10 protein-coding genes are annotated in these 15,885 nt (G+C 72.1%); 5 read left to right on the top strand and 5 right to left on the bottom strand.

Annotated features, from left to right (window positions below; translation table 11 throughout):
- Window positions 1-93 precede the first annotated feature (93 nt).
- Window positions 94-1,524 (bottom strand): amino acid permease, encoded by a 1,431-nt coding sequence (locus tag ABT026_RS25190; protein ID WP_351117430.1) that lies wholly within the window; start codon window positions 1,522-1,524, stop codon window positions 94-96.
- A 335-nt stretch (window positions 1,525-1,859) separates the two neighbouring features.
- Here ABT026_RS25190 and ABT026_RS25185 point away from each other — a divergent pair, with 335 nt between their 5' ends.
- The gene (locus ABT026_RS25185; RefSeq protein WP_351117429.1) at window positions 1,860-2,444 is read left to right on the top strand and encodes a biotin transporter BioY; all 585 of its coding nucleotides are present in this window, start codon (window positions 1,860-1,862) and stop codon (window positions 2,442-2,444) included.
- 112 nt (window positions 2,445-2,556) lie between these two features.
- Here the strand turns inward: ABT026_RS25185 and ABT026_RS25180 are convergent, their stop codons facing one another.
- On the bottom strand, window positions 2,557-3,216 hold the full coding sequence (locus ABT026_RS25180) for a mycothiol-dependent nitroreductase Rv2466c family protein (protein ID WP_351117428.1): 660 nt from the start codon (window positions 3,214-3,216) through the stop codon (window positions 2,557-2,559).
- A gap of 157 nt (window positions 3,217-3,373) precedes the next feature.
- Between ABT026_RS25180 and pepN (ABT026_RS25175) the strand changes: the two genes are divergently transcribed.
- Window positions 3,374-5,944: an aminopeptidase N gene (gene pepN, locus ABT026_RS25175; RefSeq protein ID WP_351117427.1), complete on the top strand. Its 2,571-nt coding sequence runs from the start codon at window positions 3,374-3,376 to the stop codon at window positions 5,942-5,944.
- Between the two features lie 104 nt (window positions 5,945-6,048).
- On the opposite strand, the gene pepN (ABT026_RS25170) is transcribed toward pepN (ABT026_RS25175), so the two are convergent.
- Both pepN (ABT026_RS25170) and ABT026_RS25165 read right to left on the bottom strand, forming a co-directional pair.
- Window positions 6,049-8,631, bottom strand: a complete 2,583-nt coding sequence (pepN, locus tag ABT026_RS25170; RefSeq protein ID WP_351117426.1) for an aminopeptidase N — start codon at window positions 8,629-8,631, stop codon at window positions 6,049-6,051.
- Window positions 8,632-8,810: 179 nt separating this feature from the next.
- Complete coding sequence (locus tag ABT026_RS25165) at window positions 8,811-9,830, bottom strand: aspartate-semialdehyde dehydrogenase (RefSeq protein ID WP_351117425.1); 1,020 nt, start codon at window positions 9,828-9,830, stop codon at window positions 8,811-8,813.
- 358 nt (window positions 9,831-10,188) lie between these two features.
- Between ABT026_RS25165 and ABT026_RS25160 the strand changes: the two genes are divergently transcribed.
- Entirely contained in the window at window positions 10,189-10,722 is a 534-nt protein-coding gene (locus ABT026_RS25160) for an RNA polymerase sigma factor (RefSeq protein WP_351117446.1), read from the top strand.
- 2 nt (window positions 10,723-10,724) lie between these two features.
- Window positions 10,725-11,477, top strand: coding sequence for a hypothetical protein (locus tag ABT026_RS25155; protein ID WP_351117424.1), 753 nt, complete (start codon window positions 10,725-10,727; stop codon window positions 11,475-11,477).
- Between the two features lie 124 nt (window positions 11,478-11,601).
- Here the strand turns inward: ABT026_RS25155 and ABT026_RS25150 are convergent, their stop codons facing one another.
- Window positions 11,602-14,904 carry a S8 family serine peptidase gene (locus ABT026_RS25150; RefSeq protein WP_351117423.1) on the bottom strand — a complete coding sequence of 1,101 codons (3,303 nt, stop codon included), beginning with the start codon at window positions 14,902-14,904 and terminating at the stop codon, window positions 11,602-11,604.
- 333 nt (window positions 14,905-15,237) lie between these two features.
- Between ABT026_RS25150 and ABT026_RS25145 the strand changes: the two genes are divergently transcribed.
- Window positions 15,238-15,708, top strand: a complete 471-nt coding sequence (locus ABT026_RS25145) for an NUDIX hydrolase (RefSeq protein WP_351117422.1) — start codon at window positions 15,238-15,240, stop codon at window positions 15,706-15,708.
- Window positions 15,709-15,885 lie beyond the last annotated feature (177 nt).

Below are 15,885 nucleotides of genomic sequence, written 5' to 3'. Positions count from 1 at the left end.
CGGAGCAGCATCCGACCCCTGTTACAGGGCCGTCGAGGAACGCTGACCGTTCCGCCAAGTTCCGGCGAACAGGTGCGCGGTACGCGGGTCCCGCTACCCGGCGGCGCGCACGGCCCGCCTCTGTCGCACATACCCCGCCGCGGCCAGGACCAGTGTCAGCGCTCCGGTGGAGAACACCTGGACGCGGGTGCCGGACTCCATGAGCATCAGCACGAAGATCGCCGCGATGCCCGCGACGGCGACCCAGGTGAGCACGGGGAAGGCCCACATGCGGACGGTCATCCGCTCGGGCTCCTGGCGCTCCAGACGCCGGCGCAGCACCAGCTGCGAGACGGCGACGAAGAGCCAGATCACCAGGATGACCGCGCCGATCATGTTGAGCAGCCAGGCGAAGACGTCGTCCGGACGCCAGTAGCTGAGCAGCACGCAGAAGAAGCCGAAGGCGGAGGAGGCCAGCACGGCCGCCCGCGGCACCCCGCCGTGGACCCGGCCCAGCGCCCTCGGGCCCTGGCCGCGGCGGACCAGGGAGAAGGCCACCCGGGAGGCGGTGTAGGTGTTGGCGTTCATCGCGGACAGCAGGGCGACCAGGACGACCACGTTCATGATCTGGCCCGCGCCGGGGATCCCCAGGGTGTCCAGGGCGGCGACGTAGGGTCCCTTCTCCACCAGCGCGGGGTCGTTCCACGGCACCAGGAGCACGATCACGGCCATCGAGCCGATGTAGAAGAGGCCGATCCGCCACATCGCGGTGCGGACGGCGCTCGCCACGCCGCGCACCGGGTCCTCGGACTCGGCGGCCGCGACCGTGACGGACTCGATGCCGCCGTAGGCGAAGACGGAGGCCAGCAGACCGACGATCAGGCCGTGCGTCCCGCCGGGCATGATCTCGGAGAGGTCGGCGCCGGCCGTCCCCTCGCTGCCCGGCAGCAGCCCGGCGACGGCGAGCACGCCGAGCACCAGGAAGGCGGCGATGGCCACCACCTTGAGCGCGGCGAACCAGAACTCGAACTCGCCGAAGTTCTTCACGGCGGCCAGGTTGGTCCCGGTGAAGACCACCATGAAGAGGGCGACCCACATCCACTCCGGGGTGCCGGGCAGCCAGCCGGTGACGATCTTCGCCGCGCCGATGCCCTCGAGGCCGACGGCCGTGGAGAGCATCACCCAGAACGCCCAGCCCGAGGTGAAGCCCGCCCAGGGGCCGATCGCCCGCTCCGCGTGGGAGGAGAAGGAGCCCGAGGAGGGGTAGGCGGCGGACATCTCGCCGAGCATCCGCATGACCAGCATGACCAGCAGCCCGGAGATCGCGTAGGCGATCACGATCGAGGGGCCGGCGGCGGCGATGCCGGCGCCGGAGCCGACGAACAGCCCGGCGCCGATGACGCCGCCGAGCGCGATCATCGACAGGTGGCGCTGCTTGAGGCCGTGACCGAGGGCGGCGGAATCCGGGGAGGACGGACCGGGCGCGGGGGCCGGCGGCGAGGACGGGGCCGTGCCCGCCGCGGCTTCTGGGGTGGTGCGTGACATGCAGCGAGTCTGACCGACGCCGTCCGGGTTCGGGGCCCGGGACCGGAATGCTAACGGCCACAATGCGGAGGGTGAGATTCCGCTTACCCTCCGGGCCGTTTTGGCGGGTCTCCACAAGACCCCGGGGTGACCAGCGTCACTCCTCGTCGCGCTCCGACGCGGGTAATTTGTGCGATACCCACGACGTCGTCGATCCGGCCTTTGTCGAGCACGGACGGTGATGCCGCCGAACTCCCTGGGATAGCGTCGTCGTGTTCGAACAAGCTCCTGTGACGCCTGTTCACCTGTTCGTGCCGGCCCGGCGCGAGCCGATCCCCCACCCCGCGGAGAGACCCATGAGCACCGCAGCCGCCCCCGCCCGCTCCGGGCAGGTCCTCGCCGATCTGCTGCCCGCCACCCGCGTCCGGGACGCGGCCCTCGTCCTCTCCGGCGCCGTGCTGACCGGTGTCGCGGCCCAGCTCGCCCTGCCGATCCCGGGTTCCCCGGTCCCGGTCACGGGCCAGACCTTCGCCGTGCTCCTGGTGGGCAGCGCGCTGGGCGCGGGCCGCGGGCTGCTGTCGATGCTGGTCTACCTGCTCGCGGGCATGGCGGGCATGCCGTGGTTCGCCGAGGGCGCCTCGGGCGTCGCCGCCCCGTCGTTCGGTTACGTCATCGGCATGGTGCTGGCCTCCGCCATGGTGGGCGCGCTGGCCCGCCGCGGCGCGGACCGCACGCCGCTGCGAATGGCCGGGACCATGCTGCTGGGCTCCGCGGTGATCTACGCCGTGGGCCTGCCGTACCTCTCCTTCGCCCTCGACCTCTCCGCGGGCCAGACCCTCGCCGCCGGGTTCACCCCGTTCCTGCTGGGCGACGTGCTCAAGGCCGCGCTGGCCATGGGCGTGCTGCCGACCGTCTGGAAGCTGCTCGAGCGCCGAGGCTGACGGCGGCGCACCCCGCCCCCGGCACCCCGCCCCCGCGGGGGCACGCGCGAAGGCCCCGGCTCTGCGAGCCGGGGCCTTCGCGTTCCGCACGCCGCCGGGGCGGCCGGGTGTCTCAGACCAGGTTGGAGAAGTCCGGGCCCTTGGTGCGGGTGCGCTTGATCTCGTAGAAGCCCGGCACAGAGGCCACGGCCAGCGTGCCGTCCCACAGCCGCGCGGCCTCCTCGCCCTGGGGGGCGGGGGTGACGACCGGGCCGAAGAACGCTATCTGCTCACCGTCGTCGCCGGGCACGGCGATGACCGGGGTGCCGACCTCCTGGCCGACCTTCTCGATGCCCTCCCGGTGCGAGGCGCGCAGCTCGGCGTCGAACTCGAAGTCCTCCTGGTTGTGGTACTCCATGAGCTCGGCGGGCAGGCCCACGTCGGCCAGCGCCCCGGCCACGGCCTCGGGGGTGGTGCCCTCCCCCTTGTTGTGGATGCGGGTGCCCAGCGCCGTGTAGAGCGGGCCGACGACCTCCTGCCCGTGCTTCTGCCAGGCCGCCGTCACCACCCGCACCGGCCCCCAGGCCTTCTTCTCCAGCATCTCGCGGTACTCGGGCGGGAGTTCGTCGAGCTTGTCCTCGTTGAGGACGGCGAGGCTCATGACGTGCCAGCGGACCTCGACGTCCCGGACCTTCTCGACCTCCAGCATCCAGCGGGAGGTCATCCAGGCCCAGGGGCACAGCGGGTCGAACCAGAAGTCCACCGGGGTCCTGGCGGCGGTCGTCTCGGACATGGCGCTCCTAGGATGCGTGTGACGGTCGGCTGCCTGCCCCAACACGCCGCCGGCCCGGTCAATTCCCGGATGCCCGGTTCCGGCGCCCGTGAAAGGATCGTCGCCGATCATCACCCGCTGATCGTCCACAGATGCCCAGACCCGGAGGAGACCACCCTTGCCCGGTGAGAATCTGTCCCGCGAGGAGGCCCGCGAGCGGGCCGCGCTGCTGTCGGTCGACGCCTACGAGGTGTCGCTCGACCTGCGTTCGGCCCTCGGGGAGCACACGGGTGACGGACCGCGGACCTTCCGCTCCGTCACCACCATCCGCTTCCGCTGCGCCGAGCCCGGCGCCGCGACCTTCGCGGACCTGATCGCGCCGAGCGTCACCGCGGTGTCCCTCAACGGACGCGACCTGGACCCCGGCGCCGTCTTCGACGGCTCGCGCATCCAGCTGGAGGACCTCGCCGCCGAGAACGAGCTGGTCGTCGACGCGCGGTGCGCCTACTCCCGCACCGGCGAGGGCATGCACCGCTTCGTCGACCCGGAGGACGGCGAGGTCTACCTCTACACGCAGTACGAGCCCGCCGACGCCCGGCGCGTCTTCGCGAACTTCGAGCAGCCCGACCTCAAGGCGCCGTTCCGCTTCGAGGTGCGCGCCCCCGAGGGCTGGACGGCGTGGAGCAACGGCGCCGGCGAACTCACCGACGGCGTGTGGCGGTTCGCGGAGACCCGGCCGATCTCCACCTACATCACGGCGGTCGTGGCCGGCCCGTACCACTACGTCACCGACAGCTACAGCCGTGAGCTGCCCGACGGCACCCGGCTGGAGATCCCGCTGGGCGCGATGTGCCGCAAGGGGCTGGCCCCGTACTTCGACGCCGACGACGTCTTCCTGATCACCAAGCAGGGCCTGGACTTCTTCCACGAGAACTTCGACTACCCGTACCCGTTCGGCAAGTACGACCAGGCCTTCGTGCCCGAGTACAACCTGGGCGCCATGGAGAACCCGGGCATGGTCACCTTCCGCGAGGAGTACATCTACCGGGGCAAGGTGACCCGGACCTCCTACGAGCGGCGGGCCACCACCATCCTCCACGAGATGGCCCACATGTGGTTCGGCGACCTGGTCACCATGGAGTGGTGGGACGACCTGTGGCTCAAGGAGTCCTTCGCCGACTTCATGGGCACCTTCTCCCTGGTCGAGGCCACCCGGTTCACCGACGGCTGGATCAGCTTCGCCAACATGCGCAAGTCGTGGGCCTACCGGGCCGACCAGCTGCCCTCCACGCACCCGGTCACCGCGGACATCCGCGACCTGGAGGACGCCAAGCTCAACTTCGACGGCATCACCTACGCCAAGGGCGCCAGCGTGCTCAAGCAGCTGGTGGCCTACGCGGGCCGGGACGCCTTCCTGGAGGGCGCGCGCCGCTACTTCAAGCGCCACGCCTACGGCAACACGCGGCTCGGCGACCTGCTGTCGGTGCTCGGCGAGACCAGCGGCCGGGACATGACGTCCTGGGCCAAGGCCTGGCTGCAGACCGCCGGGGTCAACTCGCTCACCCCGCAGGTGCTGCTGGACTCCGACGGGCGGGTCGAGGAGCTGGCGGTGCTGCAGGAGGCCGCCGAGTCCCACCCGACGCTGCGCCCGCACCGGGTCGCGATCGGCCTGTACCGGGTCGACGGGGGCGAGCTGGTCCGCTACGCCCGCGCCGAGGCCGACGTGGCCGGCGCCCGCACGGTGATCGGCGACCTGGCCGGCGCGGACGCGCCGGACCTGGTGCTGGTCAACGACGACGACCTCACCTACTGCAAGGCCCGCTTCGACGAGACCTCGCTGGCGACGCTGCGCGAGCACCTCGGCTCGATGACGGACCCGCTGGCGCGGGCGCTGTGCTGGTCGGCGCTGTGGAACATGACCCGGGACGCGCTGCTGCCGGCCCGTGAGTTCGTGGCGCTGGTGGTGCGGTTCGCCGGGGTGGAGAGCGAGATCGGCGTGCTGCAGATGCTCCACGCCTGGGCCCGCACCGCTCTGGTGCGCTACGCGACGCCGCTCTGGCGGCCGGAGGGCGAGCGGCTGCTGGCCGAGGGCGCGCTGCGGGAGCTGCGGGCGGCCGAGGCGGGCGGGGAGCACCAGCTCGCCTGGGCCCGGTTCCTGGCCTCCACCGCCTCGGCCGAGGGCGAGTTCGCGCTGCTGCGGGGGCTGCTGGACGGCACCGAGAAGATCGACGGCCTGGAGATCGACCAGGAGTTGCGCTGGGACTTCCTGGAGCCGCTGGCCGCGCACGGGCTCGCCGACGAGGCGGCGCTCGCCGAGGAGCGGGCCCGGGACAACACCGCGTCGGGCGAGCGGCGTCAGGTGCGGTGCCTGGCGGCGCGGCCGTCGGAGGCGGTCAAGGCCGAGGCGTGGGACGCGCTCGTGGAGTCGGACGCGCTGTCCAACGCGCTGGTGGAGGCGACCATCGGCGGGTTCTCCCAGCCGTCCCAGCGGGGGCTGCTCGCGCCGTACGCGGAGCGGTACTTCGCGATGCTGGAGCGGGTGTGGGCGCAGCGGTCGATCCAGATCGGCCAGGACCTGGTGCAGGGGCTGTACCCGTGGCTCCAGGACTCCGCCGCCACGCTGGAGGCGACCGACGCGTGGCTGACGGCGCACGAGGACGCGGCGCCGGCGCTGCGGCGCCTGGTCCTCGAGGCGCGCGACGACCTCGCCCGGGCGCTGGCCGCCCAGGGGTGCGACGCGGCCGCGTGACGCTGGTCCCGTGACGCGGGAGGGGGCGCCCGGTGGTACCGGGCGCCCCCTCCTTGCGTTCCTCGCCTTGCCTTCCCCGCGCGCCGCGGGTCAGCTGCGGTGCGTCACCTCGCGCCGGCGGCGGCCTGGTCGGCCGCCTGGGCGCGCAGGGCGCGCTCCACGCCCGCACGCGACTCGGTCACGATGCGCCGCAGCGCCGCGACCGGCTCGGCGGAGGACAGCCACGCGTCGGTACGGGCCAGCGTGTCCTCGGAGACCTGGATGCCGGGGTACAGGCCCACCGCGATCTGTGAGGCGAGCTCGAAGGAGCGGGACCCCCAGACGCCCTTCAGCGCCTCGAAGTACTTCTCCGTGTACGGCGCCAGCAGCTCCCGCTGCTCGCTCTGCACGAAGCCCATGATCACGGCTTCCTGCACGGCGTTGGGCAGCTTGTCGGACTCGACGACCGCCGCCCACGCCTCGGCCTTGGCCTCCGGCGTCGGCCGCGCGGCGCGGGCCGTGGCGGCGTGCCGCTCGCCGGCCGCGGTGCGGTCGCGCTCGTACTCGGCGGCGATCTCCGTCTCGTCGAACCGGCCGGTGGCGGCGAGCCGCTGCACCAGGGCCCAGCGCAGCTCGGCGTCGACGGCGAGACCGTCGAGGCTGCGGGAACCGTCGAGCAGGGCCTCGAGCAGGTCCAGCTGGTCCGGCGTGCGGGCCGCGTCGGCGAAGGCGCGGGCCCAGGCGAGCTGGTGGTCGCTGCCCGGCTCGGCGGACCGCAGGTGGGCCAGGGTGGCCTCGGTCCAGCGGGCCAGCAGGGCGTCCCGGTCGGCCGGGGCGGCGTACGTCTCCAGCGCCAGCTTGACCTGCCGGTGCAGGGACTGGACGACGCCGATGTCGGACTCCTTGGCGATGCCGGAGAGCACCAGCTCCAGGTAGTCGCGGGTGGCCAGCTCGCCGTCGCGGGTCATGTCCCAGGCGGAGGCCCAGCACAGGGCGCGCGGCAGGGAGGACTCGAAGTCGCCGAGGTGCTCGGTGACGAAGGCCAGCGAGCGCTCGTCGAGGCGGACCTTGGCGTAGGACAGGTCGTCGTCGTTGAGCAGGACGACGTCCGGGCGGGCCGTGCCGACCAGCTGCGGGACCTCGGTCAGCTCGCCGTCGACGTCCAGCTCGAGGCGCTCGGTGCGCACCAGCTTGCCGCTCGCCGCGTCGAGGGCGTAGAGGCCGATCGCGATGCGGTGCGGGCGCAGCAGCGCCTGGCCCTTGGCGCCGGCGGGCAGCGCGGGGGCCTCCTGGCGGACGGCGAAGGAGGTGATGACACCGGCGTCGTCGGTCTCGAGCTCGGGACGCAGGATGTTGATGCCGGCCGTCTCCAGCCACTTCTTCGACCAGTTCTTCAGGTCGCGGCCGGAGGTCTCCTCCAGCGCGCCCAGCAGGTCGGGCAGACGCGTGTTGCCGAAGGCGTGGCGCTTGAAGTAGGCCTGCACGCCGCGGAAGAACTCGTCCTCGCCGACGTACGCCACCAGCTGCTTCAGGACGCTGGCGCCCTTGGCGTAGGTGATGCCGTCGAAGTTGACCATGACGTCTTCGAGGTCGTTGATGTCCGCCATGATCGGGTGGGTGGACGGCAGCTGGTCCTGCCGGTACGCCCAGGTCTTCTCGGAGTTGGCGAACGTCGTCCAGGCGTGCGGCCAGCGGGAGCCGGGCGCGGCGGCCTGGCAGGCGACCGAGGTGTAGGTGGCGAACGACTCGTTCAGCCAGAGGTCGTTCCACCACTCCATGGTGACCAGGTCGCCGAACCACATGTGGGCCAGCTCGTGGAGGATCGTCTCGGCGCGGCGCTCGTAGGCGGCGTCGGTGACCTTGGAGCGGAAGACGTACTGGTCGCGGATGGTGACCGCGCCCGCGTTCTCCATGGCGCCGGCGTTGAACTCCGGCACGAAGAGCTGGTCGTACTTGGCGAACGGGTACGCGTGGTCGAACTTCTCCTCGAACCAGTCGAAGCCCAGACGGGTGACCTCGAAGATGTGGTCGGCGTCGAGGTGCTCGGCCAGCGAGGGGCGGCAGTAGATGCCGAGCGGGACCGTGCGGCCGTCCTTCTCGTAGGTGCTGTGCACCGAGTGGTACGGGCCGGCGATCAGCGCGGTGATGTAGGACGAGATCCGCGGCGTCGGATCGAAGGCCCAGACGCCGTCCTTGGCCTCCGGGGTGGGCGAGTTGGAGATCACGCTCCAGCCCTCGGGGGCCTTCACGGTGAACCGGAACGTCGCCTTGAGGTCCGGCTGCTCGAACGAGGCGAAGACGCGGCGGGCGTCCGGGACCTCGAACTGGGTGTACAGGTAGGTCTGCTCGTCGACCGGGTCGACGAAGCGGTGCAGGCCCTCACCGGTGTTGGTGTAGGCGCAGTCCGCGACGACCCGCAGGACGTTGGGTCCCTCGAGCAGGCCGGGCAGCGCGATCCGCGAGTCCTGGAAGACCTCGGCCGGGTCCAGCGGGTCACCGTTGAGCGTGACCTCCAGGACGGCGGGCGCGACCAGGTCGATGAAGGACTCCGCGTCGCGGGCGGAGGTGAAGCGCACCGTGGTGACGGACCTGTAGGTCGCCTCCCCCTCCGGGGCGCCGGAGATGTCGAGCTCGATCTCGTACGAGTCGACGGTGAGCAGCTCGGCCCGCTGCTGTGCCTCTTCGCGGGTCAGATTGGTGCCAGGCACGCGGTCATCTCCTCGTTGTGCGTAGGTTGCGCCATCCTTCCACGGGCTCCGGCCTCCGCGCGATGAGGTAACTCCGCCTGTGGACGAACCGCGCGGACCCCCTGTGGACAACGCCGGGAAACCGCGACGGGCGGCCACCCGTGAGGGTGACCGCCCGGCGTGCCGATGACGGGTGGCGACTACTTCGCGGAGAGCTCCGCGGCGACCAGCTCCGCGATCTGGACGGCGTTCAGCGCGGCGCCCTTGCGCAGGTTGTCGTTGGAGACGAACAGCGCGAGGCCGTTCTCCACCGTCTCGTCGCGGCGGATGCGGCCCACGAAGGAGGGGTCCTGGCCGGCCGCCTGGAGCGGGGTGGGGATGTCGGTGAGGACGACGCCGGGGGCGTCGGCCAGCAGCTCGGCGGCGCGCTCGGGGCTGATCGGGCGGGCGAAGCGGGCGTTCACCTGGAGGGAGTGACCGGAGAAGACGGGCACGCGCACGCAGGTGCCGGAGACCTTGAGGCCGGGGATCTCCAGGATCTTGCGGGACTCGTTGCGGAGCTTCTGCTCCTCGTCGGTCTCGTTCAGGCCGTCCTCGACGAGGTTGCCGGCGAAGGGCAGCACGTTGAAGGCGATGGGCCGCTTGTAGACGTCGGGCTCGGGGAACTCCACGGCGGAGCCGTCGTGGGCGAGCTTGTCGGCCTCCTCGACCACCTTGCGGACCTGGCCGTGCAGCTCGGCCACGCCGGCCACGCCGGAGCCGGAGACGGCCTGGTAGGTGGTGGCGACCAGGGCCTCGAGGCCGGCCTCGTCGTGGAGCGGGCGCAGCACCGGCATGGCGGCCATGGTGGTGCAGTTCGGGTTGGCGATGATGCCCTTGGGGCGGTCGGCGATCGCGTGCGGGTTGACCTCGGAGACGACCAGCGGGACCTCGGGGTCCTTGCGCCAGGCGGAGGAGTTGTCGATCACCACGGCGCCCTGGGAGGCGACCTTCTCGGCGAGGGCCTTGGAGGTGGCGCCGCCGGCCGAGAAGAGGACGATGTCCAGGCCCGAGTAGTCGGCGGTGGCGGCGTCCTCGACGGTGACGCCGTCCAGGTCGCGGCCGGCGGAGCGGGCAGAGGCGAACAGGCGCAGCTCCGTGACGGGGAAGTTCCGCTCGGCGAGGATCCTGCGCATGACCGTGCCGACCTGACCGGTGGCTCCGACGATTCCGACCCTCACGGTGCGACTCCCTTGCGTCTGTGTGCTGCGACGTCTGTGTCCTGTGTGCGGCGCCGCGCGTGCCCTGGTGCGCGATGTCCGGTTTCCATCATGCGGCGGTCACCGGGTGACCTGTCCAATCCTTTGCCCGTCCTCTCGCAGGTCGGACAGGGGTGCGGACGGGGGCCCGGCGGCGATCCTGCGGCGCCTACCCGTCGTCCCCCGCGCGAATCCTGCGTTCATGGGCGGCGGGCGCAATCCCTCCGGACGCGGCGTGATGATGTCCCAACGATGTGACGAACGCCATTTTCTCGTCGCGGCGAACGTTTCCGCGTCGTCCGGCGTCGTAGGGGCGAAGGTGCGTGACGGGAGGGGCGGCGTGCTGCGCGGACGGGTGCGTTTCAGAGGCGCGGCGGGGGCCGACCCCGCCGACCCGCTGGAGCCTGAGCAGGAACGGCGGGTGCGGGCGGTGCTGGCGCTCGGCGGGGTGCCGCAGGCCGACCTGGTGGACGGGGTGCAGCATGTGCGGCTGCGTCTGCTGGAGCGGTCCGCCGCCGGCAAGGAGGCCCCGCGGGACGTGTCGGCGTGGGCCGCGGTGGTGGCGTCCAACTGGGCGATGGACTGGCACCGGGCCCGCCGCCGCCAGGAGCGGGTGGGCGAGCGCCTGGCCTCGCTGCGGCCGGCCGAGCAGCCGTCCGGCGAGGAGTCGAGCGTGCTCCAGCTGTCCGTGGCGCACGGCCTGGACGAGCTGACCGACGCCCAGCGGCAGGTGGTCACGCTGCGGTTCTACGCCGACCTGGCCGTGCGGGACATCGCGGCGGAGCTGGGCGTGCCGGAGGGCACGGTGAAGAGCCGGCTGCACAGCGCGGTGCGGGCACTGCGGGCCCGTCTGCACGAGGACGAGGTGGTGTGAGGATGCCCGCCGGACACGAGTACGACCCGCTGCTGGCGGTGCTGAACGGTGACCCCGTCGCGCCGGACGCGGACGAGCGCACGCGCGCCGCCCACGAGGCGGCCGAGGCGGACGTGCTGCTGCTGCGCGGGGCGCTGCGGGACATCGGCGACGCGCTCGCCGCCGCGCCGACCGCGCCCGCCGCCGCTGCACCCGTCCCGCCCGACGCCGCTGCCCCCGCCCCGCCCGACGCGCTCGCGGCGCGCCGCCGTGCGCGACGGCGGTCCGCCGTGGTGTGGAGCGCCGCACTGGCCGCCGCGGCCGCGGTCACCGGGGTGATGTACCTCGGGGCGACGGGCGCCGTCCGCGGCGACGCCTCCTACTCGGCCTCGGACGCCCGGGCGAAGCCGGACCTGGGAGCCGACGAGAAGGCGGCGGCCCCCGGTTCGTCCCCCGACCGTCCGGCCCTCGCCTGCGCGAGCCTGGTCGTCGAGGGCACGGTCGTGCGTCTGCGTCCGCTGCCCGACGGCCACGTCCAGGTGACGCTGGAGGCGGAGCGGTACTGGGTGCCGGAGCAGGAGGCGTCCGAGGCGCCCGTCGCGGTGACGGTGCTCCCCGAGGAGGCCCGCACCGACCTGCCGGTCGGCACCCGGGCCCTGGTCACCCAGGGGGCGTCGGACGGCTGGTGGGCCACCGGCGACCGCCTCGCCGCCGAGCGCGCGGAACTCGACGCCGCCCGCCCCGACGACGACGGAGGAGTCTGCCCGACGGAGTGAGGGGGCCGGCCCCTGACGTGAGGGGGACCCGGGGCAAAGGAAGGGGGCGGGCGTCCGGTGATGGACGCCCGCCCCTTCGTCACCCTGTCGCGGCCGGGGCCGCGAGCCGGTTACCGGTGACGCCTTACTCGGTGACGCTGCCGATCTTCACGCTGCCGACGCCCGCCGGGGTGCCGTTGGCGTTGACGAGCTGGACCTGACCGAAGAACTCACGTCCCGCGGGGGCCGGCGCGCCGACGGTGACGGTGCCCGAGAAGGAGGCCTTGCCGCCCTCCGCGAGCTTCACCGGGGTGCCGTCCACCGCGACGGTGCCGAGCGCCTCGGAGAAGAACACGTCGAGGTAGTCGTACTGGGTCGAGCCGCTCGGGATCGAGTAGCCGTCGACCTCGACGGTGTAGGTGCCGGCGGCCGGCGCCTTCAGGGAGACGGACTCCTCGGAGTCACCGTCCGCGGAGGAGCCGACCTTCGTGCCCGCCGCGTTGTAGATGTTGAGGTCGAGGTCCGCGGCGGTGTCGGAGACGTTGCCGATGGACACGTTCAGCGCCTCGGCGCCCGCGGGCACCTCGACGGTGAACTCCTGGACCTCGTGGTTGGCGATGGTCGGACGGTCCGTCTTGGACGAGCCGAGCGAGCCGCCGACCAGCTTGCCCTCGAACGCGGCGAACTTGTTCTCCACCGTCCACTCGGCCGCGGCGGGCTCGCCGACCTTGGCCGCGGGGATCTCGAGGGTCTCCGGCTCGAACGTGGCGCCCAGCAGGGTGACGTCGAGCTTGTACGGGTTGTTCAGCAGCGGCGAGGTGCGCCGCGACTCGACCTCGATCTCCCAGACGCCCGGGGTGGGCGCGTAGAAGCGGGCCTGGGGCTTGCAGCCGCCGTCGCCGCCCGGGTAGTTCGGGTAGCAGTTCACGGTCGACGTCGGGTCCGAGGGCACGCCGTACGGGTGGATCGAGATGAAGCGGGTCTGGCTCTTGTCGGCCAGGCCGCTCAGCGCGACCTCGAGGGAGGTGGCGCCCTCGGGGACGGTCACGAAGTAGGACTTGTGGCTGTTGCGCTGCACGGTGCCCGAGGCCGCGAAGGTGTTCTTCACGGCCGAGGCGGCGATCACGGAGGTCATGATCTGCTGGTCGACGCCCTCGGTGAACGGGTCGTTCACCTCGAGGATCGCGCTGTGCATGCCCAGCGAGCCGGGTTTGGCGGCGACCTTGACGGTGACCGGCTTGTTCAGCGGAAGGAGAACCAGCTCGCTGCCGACGATGTCGAAGGTGCGGCCGTAGTTGTTCTTCAGCGACAGCTTGTGCAGCACGCTCGCCTTGGAGCCGGAGGTGCGGGTGACGACGACGTCGTACACCTTGCGCTCGCCGACCTTGATGCCGCCCTCACGGTCGTACAGGCCGGTGCCGAAGCCCGGCTCGGCCAGCGCCCAGTCGATGTTGGTGTCGACGGGGGCCTTGACCGTGTACTCGTGGGCCTTGGCGTTGCGCTTGATGGAGTCCCAGGCGCCGACGATGTCGATCAGACCGGCGCCCTGCTCGTAGGCCTGGACACCGGGGATCTGGTTCGCCGTCGAGGTCAGCGCGGTGCGCAGCTTCGCCGGGGCGAGGTCGATCTTCTTCTGCTTGGCGGCGCTGATGAGCAGCGCGGTAGCGCCGGTGGCCTGCGGGGAGGCCATCGAAGTGCCCTGAAGCATCGAGTAGCCGGCCGGGAGCGCGTAGCCGGCCTCGGCGACGGGGCCGCCGGGGAGCCAGGTCTGCGTGGTGTTGATCGACGCGCCCGGGGCGGAGAGGGTCGGGGTGAAACCGCCGTCCTCACGCGGACCGCGCGAGGAGAACGGCATCATCGCGTAGTCCTTCTCCACGACGGAGCCGTAGTTGGCGGCCCAGGTCTCCTTGGAGACGGTCGCGCCGACCGAGATGACCTTGTCGGAGAGGGCGGGGTCGCCGATGGTGTTGACGCCGGGGCCGGAGTTGCCCGCGGAGATCACCAGCTGGACGCCGTACTCGTCGATGAGGCGCGTGTAGAGACGCGAACGGTCGTTGTCGCCGTTGTTCAGCGCCGGGAGACCGCCGATCGACATGTTGACGATGTCGACGCCGCGGTTGACGACCAGGTCCATCATGCCCTCGGTGAGGGCGACGGCGGTGCAGCCGCCGGTCCAGGTGCAGGCGCGCGCGGAGACCAGCTTGGCGCCGGGGGCGGCGCCGTTCATCTTGCCGCCGAACAGGCCGTTGGCGGCGGTGATGCCGGCGACGTGGGTGCCGTGCTCGCTCTCGATGACGCCGATGTTGACGAAGTCGCGCTTCTGGCCGACCCAGGTGCCCCCGTAGGGGTCCATCGGGACGTCCTTGCGGATCTCGACGACGAACGGCTGGCGCTCGGCGACGTCGGTGGCCGGGTCGTCCTTGCCGAACCAGCCGACCTGGTGGTCTTCCTTGTACGGCTTCATCACGGTCTCGTCCGTGAAGTCGCCGTTGTTGTTCAGGTCGACGGTGACGGTGCCGGCGGCCGCGTCGTAGAGCACGCCCCACACGTCGGTGGTGTCGCCGTCACGGTTGGCGTCACCCGCGGCGTCGCCGCCCGCGGTGTACGACTCCTTGAACAGCTGCACGTTGTGCTCGCCCGCGGGCGCGGTCCAGGTGCGGCCGCCGTAGGTGAAGCTGGTGCCGGAGACCGGGTTGATCATCGGACGCCAGGTGGCGTCGGAGTCGACGATCGGGTCGGTGGCGGTCACCCAGTCGACGATCTTGCGCTCGCCGGTGGTGGTCTTCTGGAGCGCCGGGTGACCGAGGTCCACGCCGGAGTCCAGGATGCCGATGGTGACGCCGCGGCCGTCGGCCTTGGGGTTCTGCTTGACGAAGTCGACCGCGCCCGTCTCGAAGGACGGGTTGTACGGGTTCTTCGCCGGGGTGCTCGCACCGGGGCCCGCGTAGGTGCCGGTGGCCTCGGCGCCGGAGGTCTTCTTGCCGGCGTCCGGACGCGGGTCGTCCAGCTTGACCTCCTTGTCCAGGTCGATGCCCTGGACGGAGGAGAGCTTGACGGCGGCCGCGATGGCCGACTCCGCCTTGCCGGTGGGAACCGTGGCGCGGACGTAACCGAGCTTGTCGTAGGACTTGCCCACCGACGCGCCCTTGACGGCGTCGAGCTGCTCGGCGACCTGCTCGGTCTGTCCGGGCTCGGTGATCACCATCATGGTGACGTTCTTCTCGCCCTCCGCCTGGGCGGCGGCGAGGAGTTCGGCGTCTTCCGAACCCAGCTTGTCGTGGGCCGACTTGCCCGGGGTGGGCTGGTCGGCCGCGGAGGCCGCGTCGGCGGCGAAGGCCATGGGTATCGGCCCGGCCGCGGAGAGCGCCGCCACCAGACCCGCGGCGACGGCGATGCGCGCAGCGCGTCTCGCGCCCGATATCTGGGTGCGCTCGGGATGAGAGGTCATCGATTTCCCTTGCGAGTGAAGGAAAGTGAGGAGGGCGTCGCGCGGGCGCCAATGCCCGGGATCGCCGACATCCGGAGAAATGGTCCGGATGACCGCTCAGCTTTACCTATGAGTAGGGAGTTTGGGGAGAGTTGCCGGAGGCGTATTGCTGCCATGGCGTAATCCCGCCACACCGTGTGACTGGCGTGTCGCGTGTGACGACGGGGTGGCGGCCCGGCGGCGTGTCGACGGCCCGGTGGCGGAGGGCCCGGTGGCGGACGGCGGCACCACGCGGGTGGCGTCCGCCCACCGCGTCGAGCTGCCGGGTCCGTGGTCCTGCCGTAACGTCTGGGTATGCATGAGGAGTTGAGGGTGGCGGCCTACGCCGTCTGCGTGCGGGACGAGCAGGTGCTGCTGGCGCGGTGGGTCGCGGGCGACGGTACGCGGCGCTGGACCCTGCCGGGCGGCGGCATGGACCACGGCGAGGACCCCTACGACACCGTGGTGCGGGAGGTGGAGGAGGAGACCGGTTTCGACGTCGAACCGGTGACCCTCCTCGGCGTGGACTCGGTGCGCCGGTCCTATCCGCGGCGGCTGGGGGCGCGGGCCGACTTCCACGGACTGCGCGTGGTGTACGAGGCGCGCATCAACGGTGGGTCGCTGCGCAACGAGGTCGGCGGATCGACGGACATGGCGGCGTGGCATCCGCTGTCGGCGGTCGCGGAACTCGACCACGTGGAGCTGGTCGACACGGGCCTGCGCCTCTGGCGCGAGCGCCCGCGCACCGGCCACCTCGCCCCCGGGCCCCGCCCCGCCAGACCCTGACCCGTCGGGCGGGGGGGGCCCGGCCCTTCCGCCCGCTTTCCGCCCCGTTCTGCTCGCGTTCGGCCCGCGTTCGGCCCCCGTGCTGCCCGGGGAGTCTGACGCCGACAGTGGCGGGTCCACCGCGGACCGGGGCGGGCCTGCCGTCGGCCGGAACGGGCTCCTGCGAACCAGGTGGGA

Origin of the sequence: Streptomyces sp. NPDC002734, from assembly GCF_040295685.1 — a bacterium.
In the GTDB taxonomy this organism is placed as follows: domain Bacteria; phylum Actinomycetota; class Actinomycetes; order Streptomycetales; family Streptomycetaceae; genus Streptomyces.
This window is presented reverse-complemented; position numbering and strand designations above follow the sequence as displayed.